Source organism: Kitasatospora sp. NPDC015120, assembly GCF_043080305.1.
In the GTDB taxonomy this organism is placed as follows: domain Bacteria; phylum Actinomycetota; class Actinomycetes; order Streptomycetales; family Streptomycetaceae; genus Kitasatospora.
This window is the reverse complement of the sequence record NZ_JBIBVJ010000001.1, coordinates 741,608-758,764: the sequence shown is the minus strand read 5'-3', so window position 1 is coordinate 758,764 and position 17,157 is coordinate 741,608. Positions and strand designations below refer to the sequence as shown.

The 17,157-nt window shown below is 74.7% G+C and carries 10 protein-coding genes, 1 tRNA gene and 2 pseudogenes; 11 read left to right on the top strand and 2 right to left on the bottom strand.

Annotated elements, in window-relative coordinates:
* The first annotated feature begins 91 nt into the window (after window positions 1-91).
* The 8 genes from ACF1AK_RS03570 to ACF1AK_RS03535 all read left to right on the top strand — a co-directional run bounded on the left by ACF1AK_RS03570 (window position 92) and on the right by ACF1AK_RS03535 (window position 12,415).
* The gene (locus ACF1AK_RS03570; RefSeq protein ID WP_391497096.1) at window positions 92-1,621 is read left to right on the top strand and encodes an MFS transporter; all 1,530 of its coding nucleotides are present in this window, start codon (window positions 92-94) and stop codon (window positions 1,619-1,621) included.
* A 106-nt stretch (window positions 1,622-1,727) separates the two neighbouring features.
* Window positions 1,728-1,800, top strand: a tRNA-Ala gene (locus tag ACF1AK_RS03565).
* Window positions 1,801-1,970: 170 nt separating this feature from the next.
* Window positions 1,971-3,449 (top strand): hypothetical protein, encoded by a 1,479-nt coding sequence (locus ACF1AK_RS03560; RefSeq protein ID WP_391497095.1) that lies wholly within the window; start codon window positions 1,971-1,973, stop codon window positions 3,447-3,449.
* A gap of 270 nt (window positions 3,450-3,719) precedes the next feature.
* The gene (gene leuS, locus ACF1AK_RS03555) at window positions 3,720-6,614 is read left to right on the top strand and encodes a leucine--tRNA ligase (protein ID WP_391497094.1); all 2,895 of its coding nucleotides are present in this window, start codon (window positions 3,720-3,722) and stop codon (window positions 6,612-6,614) included.
* A gap of 236 nt (window positions 6,615-6,850) precedes the next feature.
* Window positions 6,851-7,663, top strand: coding sequence for a hypothetical protein (locus ACF1AK_RS03550; protein WP_391497093.1), 813 nt, complete (start codon window positions 6,851-6,853; stop codon window positions 7,661-7,663).
* A 52-nt stretch (window positions 7,664-7,715) separates the two neighbouring features.
* The gene (locus ACF1AK_RS03545; RefSeq protein WP_391497092.1) at window positions 7,716-8,561 is read left to right on the top strand and encodes a DegV family protein; all 846 of its coding nucleotides are present in this window, start codon (window positions 7,716-7,718) and stop codon (window positions 8,559-8,561) included.
* A 134-nt stretch (window positions 8,562-8,695) separates the two neighbouring features.
* Window positions 8,696-9,646, top strand: a complete 951-nt coding sequence (locus ACF1AK_RS03540) for a ComEA family DNA-binding protein (RefSeq protein WP_391497091.1) — start codon at window positions 8,696-8,698, stop codon at window positions 9,644-9,646.
* Window positions 9,647-9,694: 48 nt separating this feature from the next.
* Window positions 9,695-12,415 (top strand): ComEC/Rec2 family competence protein, encoded by a 2,721-nt coding sequence (locus ACF1AK_RS03535; RefSeq protein ID WP_391497090.1) that lies wholly within the window; start codon window positions 9,695-9,697, stop codon window positions 12,413-12,415.
* 481 nt (window positions 12,416-12,896) lie between these two features.
* Here the strand turns inward: ACF1AK_RS03535 and ACF1AK_RS03530 are convergent, their stop codons facing one another.
* Entirely contained in the window at window positions 12,897-13,133 is a 237-nt protein-coding gene (locus ACF1AK_RS03530; RefSeq protein WP_391497089.1) for a hypothetical protein, read from the bottom strand.
* A gap of 242 nt (window positions 13,134-13,375) precedes the next feature.
* Here ACF1AK_RS03530 and ACF1AK_RS03525 point away from each other — a divergent pair.
* A pseudogene (locus ACF1AK_RS03525) lies at window positions 13,376-13,860 on the top strand (winged helix-turn-helix domain-containing protein).
* Between the two features lie 50 nt (window positions 13,861-13,910).
* Window positions 13,911-14,446, top strand: a pseudogene (locus tag ACF1AK_RS03520) (transposase).
* A 31-nt stretch (window positions 14,447-14,477) separates the two neighbouring features.
* On the opposite strand, the gene ACF1AK_RS03515 reads toward ACF1AK_RS03520, so the two are convergent.
* Window positions 14,478-15,023, bottom strand: a complete 546-nt coding sequence (locus ACF1AK_RS03515) for a hypothetical protein (protein WP_391497088.1) — start codon at window positions 15,021-15,023, stop codon at window positions 14,478-14,480.
* A 545-nt stretch (window positions 15,024-15,568) separates the two neighbouring features.
* On the opposite strand from ACF1AK_RS03515, the gene ACF1AK_RS03510 reads away from it, so the two are divergent.
* Complete coding sequence (locus ACF1AK_RS03510) at window positions 15,569-16,948, top strand: erythromycin esterase family protein (RefSeq protein ID WP_391497087.1); 1,380 nt, start codon at window positions 15,569-15,571, stop codon at window positions 16,946-16,948.
* Window positions 16,949-17,157: the final 209 nt, after the last annotated feature.

Below are 17,157 nucleotides of genomic sequence, written 5' to 3'. Positions count from 1 at the left end.
TGCCGCAGCCCGGAAGGGCGTGACAGGTGCTGCCAGTACCAGGATCGGCAGGCTCTAACCACTGGTACCGGGCCGTCGCGAGGCTCGACGCATGACCGATCTCCAGAGCCGGCGCCGCCCCGCCGGGACCGACTCGCCGGGCGGCGCCCCCGCCGCCGGGCCCGGGACGGCGTCCGTCGCCCGGCCCGGCCTGCTCCTCGCACTCGTCCTCAGCGGCCAGTTCATGGCCGTGCTCGACACCGCCATCGTCAACGTCGCGGTGCCGACCATCCGCACCGACCTGCACGCCTCCGGCGCCGCCCTCCAGTTCGTGGTGGCCGGCTACACCGTCGCCTACGCCGTCCTGCTCATCACCGGTGCCCGGCTGGGTGCCCGCTACGGCTACAGCCGGGTCTTCCAGAGCGGCCTGGCCGCCTTCACCGCCGCCTCGCTGGCCTGCGGACTCGCCCCCGCCACCGGCTGGCTGATCGCCTTCCGGCTGCTCCAGGGCGCGGGGGCGGCCCTGATGGTCCCGCAGGTGATGAGCCTCGTCCAGCGGACCTTCACCGGCCAGGCCCGGATCCGCGCCCTGGGCCTCTACTCGGCCGTCCTCGCCGGCGGCATCGCGGCCGGGCAGGTGCTCGGCGGGGTGCTGGTCGACGCCGACCTGTTCGGCACCGGCTGGCGCCCGGTCTTCCTGGTCAACCTGCCGATCGGCGTGCTGCTGCTGGCGGCCGGCGCCCGGCTGCTGCCGCGGCTGCCCGGCGACCGCGACCGCGGCTTCGACCTGCCCGGCCTGCTGGTGCTCGCCGCCGCCCTCGGGCTGCTCGTCGTCCCGCTGGTGCTCGGCCACGAACTCGGCTGGCCCGGCTGGGGCTGGGCGATGCTCGGCGCGAGCGCGCTGCTGTTCGCCCTGTTCGCAGGCGTCGAGCGGCGGATCGCCCGGCGCGGCGGACAGCCGCTGATCAGCGGGCGGGTGCTCGGCGCGGCCGGGCTGCTGCCCGCCGTCGGCGCGGTGTTCATGATCATGCTGGCGTTCGCCGGTTTCATGTTCTCCTTCGCCCTGCACCAGCAGTCCGGACTCGGGGCCGGCGCCCTGCGGGCCGGACTCTGCTCCGCCCCGATCGCCGTCGGCTTCGGCGTCGCCAGCCTGCACTGGCAGCGGCTGCCCCGGCGCCTGCACGGCGTCCTGCCCCGGCTCGGCACCGCCCTGCTCGCCGTCGGCTACCTGCTGCTCGGCCTGCTGCTGCGCGACGGGGCCGCGATCGGGGCGGGGCCGCTGCTGCTCACCGCCGTCCTCGGGCTGCTGGCCGGCTGCGCCTACGCGCCGCTGTTCGGCCGGGCGCTCGCCCGGGTCGACCCCGCCGACGCGGCGGACGCCAGCGGGGTCGTGGCCAGCGCCGTCCAGCTCGGCCAGGTGGTCGGCATCGCGCTGATCGGCTCGGTGTTCCTCGGCGCGGCCGGCCGGCCGGCGTCGGCCGGGGACTCCGGGCACGCACTGCTGCTCGCCGCGGCCGCCGTGGGCGCGGCCGTCGCGGTCGCCGCCGTGCTCGCCGCCCGGGCGGTGCCGGCCGGGCGGGCGCAGGCCCCGGCCGGGGAGCGGACGAAGGCGCCCGCGGCGGAGCGGCCGGCGGACGGGTAGCCGGGCCGTCCGGGGAACGGATTCGTGGAGCACCCCCGGGACCGTGTAAAGTAGTCGATGTCGCCGAGGGAAACGGAACGGAACCCCCGGTGACATCGCAGGTCAAGGGGCTGTAGCTCAGTTGGTAGAGCGCTTGCATGGCATGCAAGAGGTCCGGGGTTCAATTCCCCGTAGCTCCACAGGAAACGAAGGCCGCCTCCCGGGAACGGGAGGCGGCCTTCGGCGTTCCGCCGGGCGGGGCTCCGGCAGACGGGTCCCGGCGAGCGGGTTCCGGCGACCGGGCCCGGCGGACACGGCTTTTCCGCCGGCTCCCGGCGGCGGCCCCCGGCGGAGCGCTACCGTCGGAGCCATGGCCGATCTGGCACGCAGACGCAACGAGGAACTCGCCCGGATACTCCACCAGCTCGGCTGGAGCCCGGAGCGGCTCGCCCGCGAGGTCAACCTCACCGTCCCGGCCCGGCTCGCGATCAGCTCCACCGCCCCCTACAAGTGGCGCGACCGCGGCATGGTCCCGCGCAGCCCGCACGACCAGGCCGTCTGCGAGGTGCTCGGCCGCACCCTCGGCATCGCCGTCACCTACGAACAGCTCTGGGGCCCGATGGGCGGCCACCGCGGCGCCAAGACCCTCTCCCCGCGCCTGCTGACCGACCCGTGGACGGCCGACACCGCGCAGACCGCGCTGCGCGAGACCGCCGCCGGCGCCGGCCCCGTCCGGCTCACCGACCTCTTCCGCGGCGCCGACCTCGCCGAGGCCGCCCGCCGGCTGGCCACCGCGCCGCCCGCCCCCGGCGGCGACGGCGCGCTGCGCGTCGACCCCGCGGTGATCGGCGAACTCGCCGCCGCCCACCGCGCCAAGCAGCGGCTGGAACGCTCCTGCGGCGGCGGGCTCGTGCTCGACCCCGCCCGCGCCGAACTGGCCATGGTCGCCAAGCTGCTGGAACTCGGCGGCTACGACGAACCGCTCGGCCGGGCCCTGTACGGCGCGGCCGGCCGGCTCGCCCGGCTCGTCGCCTGGGCCGCGTTCGACCTCGGGCACGACGCCGCCGCGCAGCGGGCCTTCGCCGCCGCGCTGCGCGCCGCGCACCTCGGCGGCGAGCGGCGGGACGCGGTGGCGGTGCTCGGCGGCCTGGTGGTGCTGGCCACCTGGAGCCCGGGTGGGCGCGGGCTGGACGTGGTCACGGTGCTCGCCCAGGCGGTCGCGGAGGCCGGGGACGGACTCGGCCCGGCCGGGCGGGCGCTGCAACTCGGCCGGATCGCCCGCGCCCACGGGCGGCGCGGCGACGCGGCCGGGCTCGCCGAGGCGGCGGAGCGGGCGTTCGCGGAACTGGACGGCGACGGCGAGGAGCGGGCGGACCTCGCGGGCATGGTGGGGGAGGGGTATCTGTTCCTGGGCGAGCACGGGCGGGCGCAGCCGCTGCTGGCCCGGGCGGTGGCGGGCCTGGGGCCGGGCCGGGCCCGGGCGCGGGCGCTGCTCATGGTCCGGCTCGCGGACTCGCAGCGGCTGGCGGGCGACGATGCCGAGGCGGCGCGCACCGCGGACCGGGCGCGGGCGCTGGCGGCGGGGATGCAGTCGCAGCGGGTGGCGCGGGCGCTGCGCGGCATCGACGCGGCGTTCCGCTCGGCCGGCCCGGGCGGGAGCGGGGGCGGGGGCGTGCCGGACGGGGCGGACGGGGCGGCGGGGGCGGTGGGTCAGGTCACTGCGGACGGGCCGTCGCGCCGGGCCGCTGCGGACGGGGCGGCGGGCCGGGGCGCCGGGGAGGCGGGGCCGGGCCGGGCCGCCAGGGACGGGGCGGCGGGCGCGTCGGCGGCATCCCCGGGAGGCCGCTGACCCCCTTGCGGTACCCTGAGCCCATGCGAACCGCGCGCCTGCTCCTTAGTCGGCCGCGCTGACCAGGACCGGCCACGCCCGAGGGCGGAGCCGGAGTCGGCGTGGCACCCCCTCCTGCGAGGGGCTTTTTTGTTTTCCGCGCGGGCCCGCCGTCCGGCACCCGCCCGGGCCACGGCCCGGGCGTGCGTCCGGGCCGCAGCCCGGGCACCCGTCCCGCCGACGGCCCGGAACGCCGGTTCGCCAACTGACATCGATGGAGCTTGAAGGACCATGAGCGAGACGACCCCTGCGTCCGGTGCGGCCGACACCGCGACCGCGCCGTTCCGGTACAGCGCCGCCCTGGCGGCGGAGATCGAGTCCCGCTGGCAGGACATCTGGGAGAAGGAGGGGACGTTCCACGCCCCCAACCCGGCCGGTGACCTGGCCGACCCGGCCGCCGCGGACGTCGCCTCGAAGCCACACAGCTTCATCATGGACATGTTCCCCTACCCGTCGGGCGCCGGCCTGCACGTCGGCCACCCGCTGGGCTACATCGCCACCGACGTCTTCGCCCGCTACCAGCGGATGAACGGCTACAACGTCCTGCACACCCTGGGTTACGACTCCTTCGGCCTGCCCGCCGAGCAGTACGCCGTGCAGACCGGCACCCACCCGCGGGTCTCCACCGAGGCCAACATCGCCAACATGCGCCAGCAGCTGCGCCGGCTGGGCCTGGGCCACGACCCGCGCCGCTCGATCGCCACGATCGACCCCGAGTACTACCGCTGGACGCAGTGGATCTTCCTGCAGATCTTCAACTCCTGGTACGACGAGCGGGCCGCCAAGGCCCGCCCGATCGCCGAGCTGGTCGCCGAGTTCGAGAACGGCACCCGTGAGGTCCCCGGCGGCCGCGCCTGGTCCGCGCTGAACGCCGCCGAGCGCGACGACGTGCTGGGCGAGTACCGGCTGGCCTACGCCAAGGAGGTGCCGGTCAACTGGTGCCCCGGGCTGGGCACCGTGCTGTCCAACGAGGAGGTCACCGCCGACGGCCGCTCCGAGCGCGGCAACTTCCCCGTCTTCAAGTCCAACCTGCGCCAGTGGATGATGCGGATCACCGCCTACTCCGACCGGCTGATCTCCGACCTGGACCTGCTGGACTGGCCCGAGGCCATCAAGCTGCAGCAGCGCAACTGGATCGGCCGCTCCGAGGGCGCCCGCGTCGACTTCGCCGTCGGCGAGCGGAAGATCACCGTCTTCACCACCCGCCCCGACACCCTGTTCGGCGCCACCTACATGGTGCTGGCCCCCGAGCACGACCTGGTCGACACCATCGTGCCCGCCGCCTGGCCCGAGGGCACCCGCGAGGCCTGGACCGGCGGCGCCGCCACCCCCGCCGAGGCCGTCACCGCCTACCGGGCCGCCGCGGCCGCCAAGTCCGACGTCGAGCGCCAGGTCGAGGCCAAGGTCAAGACCGGTGTCTTCACCGGCGCCTACGCCGTCAACCCGGTCAGCGGCGAGCCCGTCCCGGTCTTCATCGCCGACTACGTGCTGATGGGCTACGGCACCGGCGCCATCATGGCCGTCCCCGCCCACGACCACCGCGACTTCGCCTTCGCACGCGCCTTCGACCTGCCGATGCGCTGCGTCGTCGAGCCCACCGACGGGCGCGGCGAGGACCCGGCCGGCTGGGACGACGCGTTCGACACCTACGACTCCGTCATCGTCAACTCGGCCCACGACGAGGGCACCGCGGACGGCATCGCGCTGAACGGCCTGAGCGTCGTCGACGCCAAGGCCGCCGTCACCGCCTGGCTGACCGCGCGCGGCATCGGCGAAGGCACCGTCAACTACCGCCTGCGCGACTGGCTGTTCAGCCGCCAGCGGTACTGGGGCGAGCCCTTCCCGATCGTCTACGACGAGGACGGCGTCATGCACGCGCTGCCCGAGTCGATGCTGCCCGTGGAGGTCCCGCAGGTCGACGACTACTCGCCGCACACCTACGACCCCTACGACTCCACCTCCACGCCGAAGACCCCGCTGTCCCGCAACGAGGACTGGGTCACCGTCGAGCTGGACCTGGGCGACGGCCCGAAGACGTACCGCCGCGAGACCAACACCATGCCCAACTGGGCCGGCTCCTGCTGGTACGAGCTGCGCTACATCGACCCGTCCAACCGCGAGCGGGTCGTCGACCCGGCCAACGAGCAGTACTGGCTGGGCCCCACCGAGCAGAAGCCCGGCGGCGGCGCCGACCTGTACGTCGGCGGCGCCGAGCACGCCGTCCTGCACCTGCTGTACGCCCGCTTCTGGCACAAGGTGCTGCACGACCTGGGCCACGTCTCCTCCGTCGAGCCGTTCCACAAGCTGTTCAACCAGGGCATGATCACCGCCGACGTCTACCGCGACGAGCGCGGCTTCCCGGTGCCCGCCGCCGAGGTCGAGGAGCACGACGGCCAGTACTCCTGGCAGGGCGAGCCGGTCAAGCGCGAGGCCGGCAAGATGGGCAAGTCCCTGAAGAACGCCGTCGCCCCCGACGAGATCGCCGACGAGTACGGCGCCGACACGCTGCGCCTGTACGAGATGTCGATGGGCCCGCTGGACGTCTCCCGCCCGTGGGACACCCGCGCCGTCGTCGGCTCCTACCGCTTCCTGCAGCGGCTGTGGCGCAACATCGTCGACGAGGCGACCGGCGAGCTGGTGGTGACGGACGAGGAGCCGGACGAGGCGACGCTGCGCGCCCTGCACAAGGCCGTCGACGGCGTCCGCGCCGACATGGCCGGACTGCGCTTCAACACGGCCGTCGCCAAGGCGATCGAGCTGAACAACTACCTGGTCAAGCGCGGGTCCACGCCGCGGGCGGTGGCCGAGCAGGTGGTGCTGATGGTCGCGCCGCTGGCCCCGCACATCGCGGAGGAGCTGTGGCGGCGGCTGGGCCACGGCGAGTCGCTGGCGTACGCCGGCTACCCGGTGGCCGACCCGGCGTACGTCGTCGACGAGTCGGTGACCTGCGTGGTGCAGGTCAAGGGCAAGGTCAAGGCCCGGCTGGAGGTCGCGCCGTCGATCTCGGACGCCGAGCTGGAGGCGCTGGCGCTGGCCGACCCGGCGGTCGTCGCGGCGATCGGCGGGGCCGAGGTGCGCAAGGTGATCGCGCGGGCGCCGAAGCTGGTCAACATCGTCACCGGCTGAGGCCGGCCGGTCGCGCGGGGCGGGTGTTCCTCCGGGAACGCCCGCCCCGCGGCGTTCCGGGGGCGTCCGGGGGTCGGGGTTCACCCCGAGTCGTCCCTGAACCGCCCCTGAACTCCGGCCCGGCGGCCCTGACCGGCGGCCCGAGGAGCCGGTGGCGGAGCTACGGTGGAACCCTCGGTGGGCCGGTCCGCGTTGGGCCCGGTGGGGTCGGTTCGGCTGGCGGAAGGTGGCGCGTGATGGAGATCCTCGGGGTGTTGCTCGGACTCGCCCTGCTGCTCGGGCTCGGGGTGGTGGTGCTCGTCGTCATCGGTCTGATCAAGGCGGCCCGGACGGTCGGCGAGAAGATGGAACGCCAGGAGGCCAAGGCCCGGCGGGCGGTCGAGAACGTCACCCTCAAGGCGAAGACCTACACCCAGACGGGCCCGCAGGGGCAGATCTCCGCCGTCCGCCTGCGCCTGCGGACCTCGCTGGACGGCACCCGGCAGGTCCTGCAAGGCGCCGTCGGCCAGGACGGGCAGCTCGGCGAGTCGCTGGCGCTGCTGGCCCGGCTGGACGCCCACGCGGCGGAGCTGGACGGCGAGCTGCGGATGCTGGAGCGGGAGCCGGACGCCGGGCGGGTCGCGGCGAAGCTGCCGGAGCTGCGCGAGCGGGCCGAGCGGATCACGCACTCGGCGGAGACCATGCGGTGGGCCGCGCAGGACCGGATGCACCGCTTCGCGGAGGACGAGTTGGGGCGGCTGAGCCAGGAGTGCGAGGACGAGGCGGGGGCGCTGCGGCACTGGGACGCCGCTCCGGGGGCGGGGGGCGGTGCGGGCGGTGCTTCGGGTGCGTCCGGGTCCGCCGGGGCGTCGGCCGGTGCGTCCGGTGCGTCGGCCGCGTCGGCCGGTGCTTCCGGTGCGTCCGGGGCGTCGGCCGGTGGGGCCCGTCCCGGGCTCACCGACGGCCGCGGTGGCCGGCCCAGCGCCGAGGACCTGCTCGGCCTCTCCGACCCCATGGCCAAGCTGGCGCAGCGGCTGCGCAAGCCGTCCTCCGGACCCTCGGCCGGCTGAGCCGGGACCCGGATGCTGCCGTCCGGCCCGGGCGGGGAGTAACCTCCGCCTCATGCCCGCCGACCTCGCACTCGTCACCGACTCCACGGCCTACCTGCCCCAGCACGCCGTCGACCGGCACGGGATCACCGTGGTCCCGCTGAGCGTCGCGGTCGGTGACGAGGTGCGGGCCGAGGGCGTCGAGATCTCCCCGAAGGACGTCGCCGAGGCGCTGCGCGGAAAGCACCGGGTCACCACCTCCCGGCCCAGCCCGGAGTCCTTCGCGGCCGCCTACCGGGCGGCCGCCGAGGGCGGTGCGCGGGGCGTCGTGTCGGTGCACATCTCCGGCGAGCTGTCCGGGACGGCGGAGGCCGCCCGGCTGGCGGCCGCGGAGTCGCCGGTGCCGGTGCGGGTGGTGGACAGCCGGCTGGTCGGCATGGCCCTCGGGTACGGGGTGCTGGCGGCGGCCGAGGCGATCGCGGCCGGCCGGGGCCTCGACGAGGCGGCGGAGGCCGTCGAGCGGCGGACCGCCGGGACCAGCGGCTTCTTCTACGTCGACACCCTGGAGTACCTGCGCCGGGGCGGGCGGATCGGCGCCGCGCGGGCGCTGCTCGGCTCGGCGCTCGCGGTCAAGCCCCTGCTGCACCTGGACGGGGGGCGGATCGAGCCGCTGGAGAAGGTGCGCACCGCGTCCCGGGCGATCGCCCGGCTGGAGGAGATCGCGGTCGAGCGGGCGGGGGAGCGGGAAGTGGACATCGCGGTGCACCACCTCGCGGCGGAGGACCGGGCCGAGCCGCTCGCCGAACGCCTGCGGGGGCGGCTGCCGGGGCTGCGCGACCTGTACGTGGGCGAGGTGGGGGCGGTGATCGGCGCGCATGTCGGGCCGGGGCTGCTGGCGGTGGTGGTCTCGCCCCGCTGAGGGCCGACGGGACGTCAACGACCCGCGCTACTTCTCCCTCCTGCGGGTGAGGTTCTTCATCCACAACCCCCGGGTTCTCCACAGGCATTCGGTAATCTCCGCGTGCCCGCCGGGCGGTTCCTACCGTGCTCCGCATGACGAGCATGCGAATCGGCGCACGCAGGCGCCGGGAGATCCAGCGGGCCAACGAGACCGCGAGCCTGCGGATGGCGGCGCTGCTGCCCGGGGCCGGGGAGCCGCCGGACAGTGAACCGTCGGTGTACGCGGGGCCGCCCGGCGCCGGTGAGCCGCCGCCGGGCGGAGCCGCGCCCCCCGTGCCGGGTGGCCTTGCGTCCGAGCGCGCCGCGTCCGAGCGCGCCGCATCCGAGCGCGCCGCGCCCGACCGTGCCGTGCCCGACGGTGTCGTGCCCGTCGGTGGCGCGCCCCCGTGGCGGGGCCATGCGCTGACGCTCGACCGGCGGGCGGTCGTCGGCCTGCTCGTCCTCCTCCTGCTCACCGTCAGCTACGGCGTCCAGCACTTCTGGCTGGGGCGGCCGCAGCCGGTCGAGGTGCCGGCCGTCGCCGTCGCCCCGGTGCCGTCGACCGCCACCCCCGGGCCAGGCCCGCCCGAGGGGGCGGGCGGAAGCGAGGCTGGCGGCGCGGAGCCGGGCGCCGTCGTGGTGGTCGACGTCGGCGGCCGGGTCGGCTCCCCGGGAGTGCACGTCCTGCCCGACGGCTCCCGGGTCGCGGACGCCCTGCGGGTGGCCGGCGGAGCACTGCCCGGGACGGACACCAGGAACCTCAACCTGGCCCGCGTCCTGGCGGACGGCGAACAGATCCTCGTCGGCGAGCCGAGCACCCCGCCGGGCGCCGGGGCGGGGGCGGGCCCGCCGCCCGCCGGGTTGTCGAAACCGCCGGTCAGCCTCAACCACGCCACCCTCGAACAGCTCGACACCCTCCCCGGCGTCGGCCCGACCCTCGCCCAGCGCATCATCGCCTTCCGTGCCTCCCACGGCGGCGCGTTCCGCTCGCTCGACCAGCTCCGGCAGGTGAGCGGGATCGGCGAGCGCACCTACACGGAACTCCGGCCGCTGCTCACCCTCTGACGGCCCACCACGCCTGCCGTCGCCCTGTCCGCCCCTTCGCGAGAGGAGGTGCCCGCCATCGCCACCGCCGTCCCCACCCCTGCTCCCGGCGCCCTGGCCCCCGGCGCCGCCCCTGGCGCCGAGGCCTCCGCCACGCCGCGTCCGAACGACCTGCGGCTGCTGCTGCCCGCCGTCGCCGCCTGGGTGGTCACGGCGGCGGTCCTCGGCCTGGGGCCCGGGCACGGCGCCGCCCTCGCGGGCGCGGCCGGCGCGTCGGCGCTCCTCGGGCTGGCCCTCCTCGTCCTCCGGACCGGGCCGGACGGCGGCCCGTTCCGGCGCCGGGCCGCCACCGTGACCCTCGCGGCCGTGCTGCTCACCGCGGCCGCCGCCACGACGGCGACCCTGCTGCACACCGCCGACCTGCACCGTGGACCCCTGCCCGAACTGGCCCGCACCGCCGCCCCGGCACCCGAGGCCGGCGTCGACCTCACCGTCACCGGGGACCCGCGGGTGCGCGTCTCCCGCAGCGGCGGCTCCGGATCCGGACAAGCCCTGCTCACCGTGGACGCCGTGGTGGACCGCGTCACCGTTCCCGACGGCGTCCTCCCCGGTGCGCCGGGCCCGCGCACCCTCCGCACCCGCACGCCGGTCACCGTCCTGGTGCGCGGCGCGGACACCGGCGCGTGGGAGCGGCTGCTGCCCTCGACCCGGCTCGCCGCCGAGGTGACGGTCCGTCCGGCGGAGGATCGTGCGGGCGAGTCGGCGGCGCTGCTGGTCGCCCACGGCGAGCCGCGGCACCTCGCGGCGCCCAGCCTGCCGCAGCGGGTCGCGGGGCGGCTCCGGGCGGGGCTGCGCGAGGCCACCGACGGTTTGCCCGCGGACGAGCGAGGGCTGCTGCCCGGCCTCGTCGTGGGGGACACCTCCCGGCTGCCGGACGACCTCTGGGACGCGTTCCGGGACACCGACCTGGCGCATCTGGTCGCGGTCAGCGGGGCCAACCTGGCGATCGTGCTGGGCGTCCTGCTCGGCGCCCCGGGGCGGGCCGGCACCGCCGAACGGAGCGGACTCGCCGCGCTGCTCGGGATCCCGCTGCGCACCACGGCACTGCTCGGCGCCGCCGTCACGCTGGCCTTCGTGACGATCTGCCGCCCGGAGCCCAGCGTGCTCAGAGCGGCGGGGACGGGGCTGATCGGGCTGCTGGCGCTGGCCACCGGCCGTCCGCGGCAGGCGGTTCCGGCGCTGGCGGGCACGGCGCTGCTGCTGGTCCTCCTGGACCCGTACCTGGCGCGCTCCTTCGGCTTCCTGCTGTCGGTGCTCGCCACGACCGGCCTGCTGGTCCTCGGCCCGCGCTGGGCGGACGCCCTGCGGGCGCGGGGCTGGCCGCACCACCTCGCGGGCGCCGTCGGGGCGACGGCGGCGGCCCAGGCGCTCTGCACACCGGTGACGGTGGTGCTGTCCGGCCACGTCAGCCTCGTCGGGGTCCCGTGCAACCTGCTGGCCGAGCTGGCGGTGGCCCCGGCGACCCTGCTGGGCTTCGCGGTTCTGGTGCTCGACCCGCTCCTGCCCGGGCCGGCCCGGCTGCTCGCCGAGGCCGCCGCGGTCCCGGCCGGCTGGCTGGCCGCGGTCGCCCGGCACGGCGCGGAGCTCCCGGGCGGTCAGCTGTCCTGGCCCGGAGGGTGGTTCGGCACGTTGAGCCTCGCCGTCGGCACGGCCGCACTCTGCTGCACGGTGCCCGCGCTGCTGCCCCGGCGGGCCGGGGCGGGCGGGCACGGGCCGCGCGGCCGGTTCCGCGTCGTCGCGGTGGGCGTGCTGCTGCTGGTCCTGCTCGTCGTACTGCTGCGGCCGCCGCTGCTGGCCCGGATCGCGACGGGCTGGCCGCCGCCGGACTGGCGGCTGGTCATGTGTGACGTGGGGCAGGGCGACATGCTGGTGCTGCCGGTGGTTCCGGAGGGCGGGGACCCGCCCGACAGCGCGGTGGTGGTGGACGCGGGGCCCGATCCGCAGGCGGCCGATCGCTGTCTGCGCGACCTGGGGATCACCCGGGTGCCGCTCTTCCTGGCCACCCACTTCCACGCCGATCACGTCGAGGGGCTGCCGGGCGTGCTGCACGGCCGGCGCGTCGCGGCGGTGCAGGGGACGTCGGTGAACGATCCCCCGGCCGAGGCCGCCCGGGTCGCGGACTGGGCGGCGCAGGCCGGGATCCCGCTGACGCGGACCGGTCGCGGTGAGCGCCGGTCGGCGGGGGCCGGGATCCGGTGGGAGGTGCTGTGGCCGGACGGAGAGGAGTCGACGGTGACGTCGGGCGCGAACAACGCGAGCGTCGCGCTGCTGGTGACCCTGGCGGGCGGTGTGCGGATGGCCCTGCTGGGCGATCTGGAGCCGCCGGCGCAGGAGGCCCTGTTGAGCCGGCTGAGGACGGCCGGGAAGGAGAGCAAGGTGGACGTGTTGAAGGTGGCGCACCATGGTTCGGCGTACCAGGACTGGGAGTTGACGGCGGCGCTGAGCCCCCGGGTGGCTCTGGTCTCGTGCGGCGAGGACAACCCGTACGGCCACCCGTCGCCGCGCACGGTGGACCGGTTGCGGACGCTGGGCGCCACGGTGCTGCGAACGGACCGCATGGGGGACATCGCGGTGACGGGCGACACCCCGGGCCGCCTGGGCGCCGCCGTGCACCCGCACGCCGAGCGCCCCGGCCCCGGCCCCCACAAGCCGCGGGCCACCCACGGGGCCGGGCCCGGCGCCTCGGCCGCGGCGCGCACTGGCAACGGCCAGCGCGCGCCGCCCTGGTAACCCCCACCACCTTCCTCCCCGGCCACGTGCGTGGATGGGGTTTGGGGTTGGGGACACGTGGCCGGGGAGGAGGGGTGGGGTGGGGCGGGCCCGGCAGAAACGATTCTTCGCGCCCGGCCCGAGCGGCACGCTCGGGCCGGGCGCACAGCGGGGTGAGCCGTGCGGGTGCCGCGTCGCACCCCGCACGGGGGAGCAGCGCAGTGAGGGGGGAAGGTGGTGTCGCCGCGCTCCGGGCGGGCCCGGAGCGCGGCGACAAGTTGGACATGCGAGGCGTCGTCCATCGCTTCCCAAGGCCGTCAAGTTTCGGCGGTGCAGCTCGAACGGGATTCCGGCGTGGCCCGTGCGACCGTCCAGAAGGTCACGGCGTCATTGCGCGAGGGTGGGCTGATTCGGACTGAGACCGGGATGGGGAGCTTCGTCACCAATCGCACGAAGTAGCCCCGCCCAGGCGAACCCGGACGGGGCCCTTACAGGGCGCTGTTCAGCGAGGGATGGGGACGACGAACCCCCGCGTTGCACCAGCCTGGCCCGCCTGACGGGACCGGCCCCGGACCACCGTCAGCACGTCGTCGGTGATGTCCCGCCTGGTGCTGGGGTCGGTGCTGTCGTACACCCGCCATTGGCCGTCCGGGTCGCCCGGGTCTTCGGGGGAGACGATGCCCCGAATACCCAGTATCTGAAGCGACTTGGACAGCTGCTGGGCTTCGTCTTCGTCCATGCTTTCCGCCCTCTCCGTGTGGGTGGGTTCAGGCTAGTGGGCTTCGCCGCCGCCACCGGAGCAGTGCGACGCGCACCCGCCGGGGTTGATGGGCCCGCAGCCGCCGGGGATCGGGGTGTGGGAGCAGTTGGCGGCGACGGCCACCAGGGCACGGGTCGGGCCGGTCCACAGCTAGTGGTCGGGGGTGTAGCCGGCCTCTGTCGTAGGTGCTCGGACCTTGATCCCTGCGGTACGACATCGGGGTGCGATACGCGCAGGGGGGCGGGTTCACCGCCCAGGAGCAACAGCGTCGGGAGCGAGTGCGGCTGAAGGCCGCTGAGCGGTTCGAACGCGGTGACGGCAACAGGGTGATCGCGGCTGACCTTCGGGTCACCGTACGGTCGGTGGAGCGGTGGCGTCAGGCCTGGCGACAGGGCGGTTCGGCCGGCTTGGAGTCGAAGGGGCCGCAGTCCATGCCCCGGCTCGGCGAGCGGCAGTTCGCCCGGCTGGAGAGGGAGCAGGAGAAAGGGCCGCTTGCTCACGGCTGGGAGGATCAGCGGTGGACGCTGACGCGGATCAAGACGGTGATCGGCCGACGGTTCCACGTCTCTGACACCGTCCAGGACGTGGGAAGCTGATGCGGCGCAACGGCTGGTCGTGTCAGCAGCCGGTCCGGCGGGCGATCGAACGCGACGACGGGGCGGTCGAGGTGTGGAAGAAGCAGGTGTGGCCGCAGGTAGAAGCCTAGGGGCGGCGCTCGGGGCCTGGCTGGTGTTCGAGGACGAGGCCGGAGTCTCGATGACACCGGCGTGGGCCCGCACCTGGGAACGCCGTGGCCGCACTCCCGTCGTCCGGGTGCGCGGCCGCTCCCGCCGACGGGTCTCGATCGCCGCCCTGACTTGCTGCAAGCCCGGCGAGCGGTCCCGGCTGTCTACCGGCCCCGGCTCGACGACGGCCAGGGCCGGGCCAAGGGCCGCAAGAGCTTCGCCTGGAGTGGTTACCGTGACCTGATCGTCGCGGCGCACAACCAGCTCGACGCCCCGATCGTCCTGATCTGGGACAACCTGAACACCCATCTGGCCGCTGGCATGAAGGAGTTCATCGCCGACCAGGACTGGCTCACCGTCTACCAGCTGCCCCGTACGCGCCCGACCTGAACCCGGTCGAGGGCATCTGGGCACTGCTGCGACGCGGCTTCCTGTCCAACGTCGCCTTCGCCAACCCCGATCACCTCGTGTGGACGATCAGGCGCGGCTTACGGAAGATCCAGTACCCGGCCCCAGCTCATCGATGGCTCCCTGACCGCAACCGGGCTGACCACTGCTTTGCCGTGATCTCATTCAACCTCGAAGGATCCTGGCCGCCTCAACGATCGCCCCGCGGTCCGCGAGCGATGATCGGCGAGCCGCCGTCCTGCGGCAGGACGACCAGGAACCGCCAGAGGCCAGTCTCCACATTCGCCAGTCCGATCGTCGCTGCGGATGCGAAAGTCTCGGCTGCGGTCCTGGTGCCCTCAGTCAGCTCGTCGAGCTTCGCGTAGGACTTCGCCAGATCTGCGGAGGGGCCGCTGAGCCACAAACTGACGTTCGCCCCCTTGCACAGCGCGGCGAGCAACTCGTCACGCATCGCGCCCTGAGCCGATTCCAGGACTCGACCGTGAAGGCGTTCCTGCACGCACGGCTGCGTGGGCGACGCCTCAGCCTCCTGGCGACACCGCCGGCACGACTGCAGGGCGTCGGGAACGAAAAGATGCAGATAGCAGGTGGTATACCGCGCGGAGACACCGCACAGCGTCCCACGCTCACCCGCCGCATGCTCGACACCGGGAACGCCGTGCACCTCGCAGGCACCGAAGCGGGTCGGCTCCCGCGCTGTTGCAAACGACCATTCATCGTTCGGGGCATCGACCACCCAGAGAGCATGCCACAGCGGCCTCTCGCCTGATCTTGACCACCGACATCACGAGTTCAACCTGAGTAACGCCCTACCTCGCCCCCGCTCCGCCCACCGATCCACAGTTCTTGACAATTACTCCCTGGCGAGGCTGGTTCAGCCCCCGTCCACGGCCGGGCCCGGAGCGCGGCGACACCAAGGGCGCCCGAAGCGGAGAGCGTGAGCGACCCGTCCGCCCTCGTGCCCCGGAGTGGGAAGTCGGCCCAACCGACTTCCCACTCCCCGCGATCAACACCGCCGACCCGGGAACGGACCCGCCGCAACGCCGCCCCCGAGCAGCGCGCTCGGGCCTCGTCGAGCGAGGCCGGCCGTGGCGGCCGACGGGGCGGAGCACCGGTCGCCGATAGCCGTTCAACTCCAGTGGGGCAACCCGCTTGACGCCCGTTCGCGACCGGGAGCGAGGTCCCGGCGCCCCCTCCTTCGGCGGGTGAGGCTATCCCCCCGGCTGATCGGGGGGTACAGCGGATGGTGCGACACGTCCCTGAGCGGCGAGGGTTGGGGCCATGATCACGCACAAGGCCCTGCTTGCCGCTCTGCTCGTCCCGCTCGGTGCCGTCCTGGCCGTCGCTCCGGCCGCCTCCGCCGCTCCGCCCGCTCCGCCCGCTCCGCCCACCGCGTCGTCCTCCGCCGAGGCCGTCGCGTTCCGTTCACCCGAGGCCGCCCTGGACCGGGTGGCGTACCCGCTGCGCACCACCGAGCCCCGCGGCGGCCTCGCCGACCTGCGCCCGTTCGGCAGGATGGTCGGCGACGCCACCGTGGTGGGGGTGGGCGAGGCCACCCACAGCTCGCACGAGTTCGTCGCCCTCAAGCACCGGGCCTTCCGCTACCTGGTCGAGGAGAAGGGCTTTCGCACCTTCGCCCTCGAAGCCGCCTGGAGCAGCGGACTGCGGATCGATGCCTACCTCACCCGGGGCGAGGGCGACCTGAAGCAGATCATGGACGAGGAGTTCCAGGGCACCTACCACTGGTGGAACAACGCCGAGTACCGCGACCTGTTCCAGTGGATGCGCGCCTACAACATCCAGCACCCCGGCGACCCGGTGCACTTCGTCGGCGACGACAACGGCTTCGCCGGCGCGGAGCTCTACGACAAGGTGAACGCCTACGCCGCCGCAGCCCTCCCCGAACTGGCCCCCCAGCTCACCGAGCTCTACCGGGGCCTGCGGCCGACCACCGACGCCGCCACCTACGTCAACGACTACTCCTCAAAGCCGATGGCCGAACGCAAGGAGCTCGCCGAGCGCACCGGGCGAGCGGTGGAGCTGCTCAAGCAGCACCCCGGAGCCGACGCCGACGCGCACGCCTGGGCCCTTCAGCACGCCACCGCGATCCACCAGATGACCACCGTGTACGCCTTCGACTGGGACGACCCTCAGAGCGTCCCCGGCGCCATGCTCTACCGCGACCGCGTGATGGCGGACAACATCGCCTGGTGGCAGCAGCACACCGGCAACAAGATCATGATATCCGCCCACAACGGTCACATCGCCCTCAAGAGTTACGCCCCGGGCACCTACCCCCGGGTGCAGGGCGACTTCCTGCGCGAGCAGCTGGGCGCGGGCTACCTGAGCGTCGGCCTCAGCTTCAACCAGGGGACGTTCAACGCCTTCGACCACGACGGCGCCCCGCAGCGCTTCACCGCCGTCCCGACCGCCCCCGGCACCGCCGAACACACCCTCGACAAGGTCCGCTACCGCGACTACGTCGTCGACCTGCGCAACACCCCGACCGCGGCCCGTACCTGGCTCGCCGAACCCCACACGATCAAGAACATCGGCGCCACCTACCCCGGCATCGCCGACGCCCCCCAGATCCGCCTCGCCCAGACCCACGACATCCTGATCCACCTCCACCAGGTCGAGGCGGCCCACATGCTCAACTGACACCGGGCAGCGACCCCGAACGAACCTTCCCGAGGCCGACCGAACCCCCCGAGACCTCCGGGAACGACGCACGAGGTGCGGCCCTCGGCCGGAGTGGGGCGGCGGGGGGGGCGCCGGCCCCCACCCGGGGTGAGTGGGGCACGCGCCCCCCCCCCGGTGGGGCGGCCCCGGGGTGGGGGGGCGGGGGGAGCGCCCCGGGCCCAACCCCC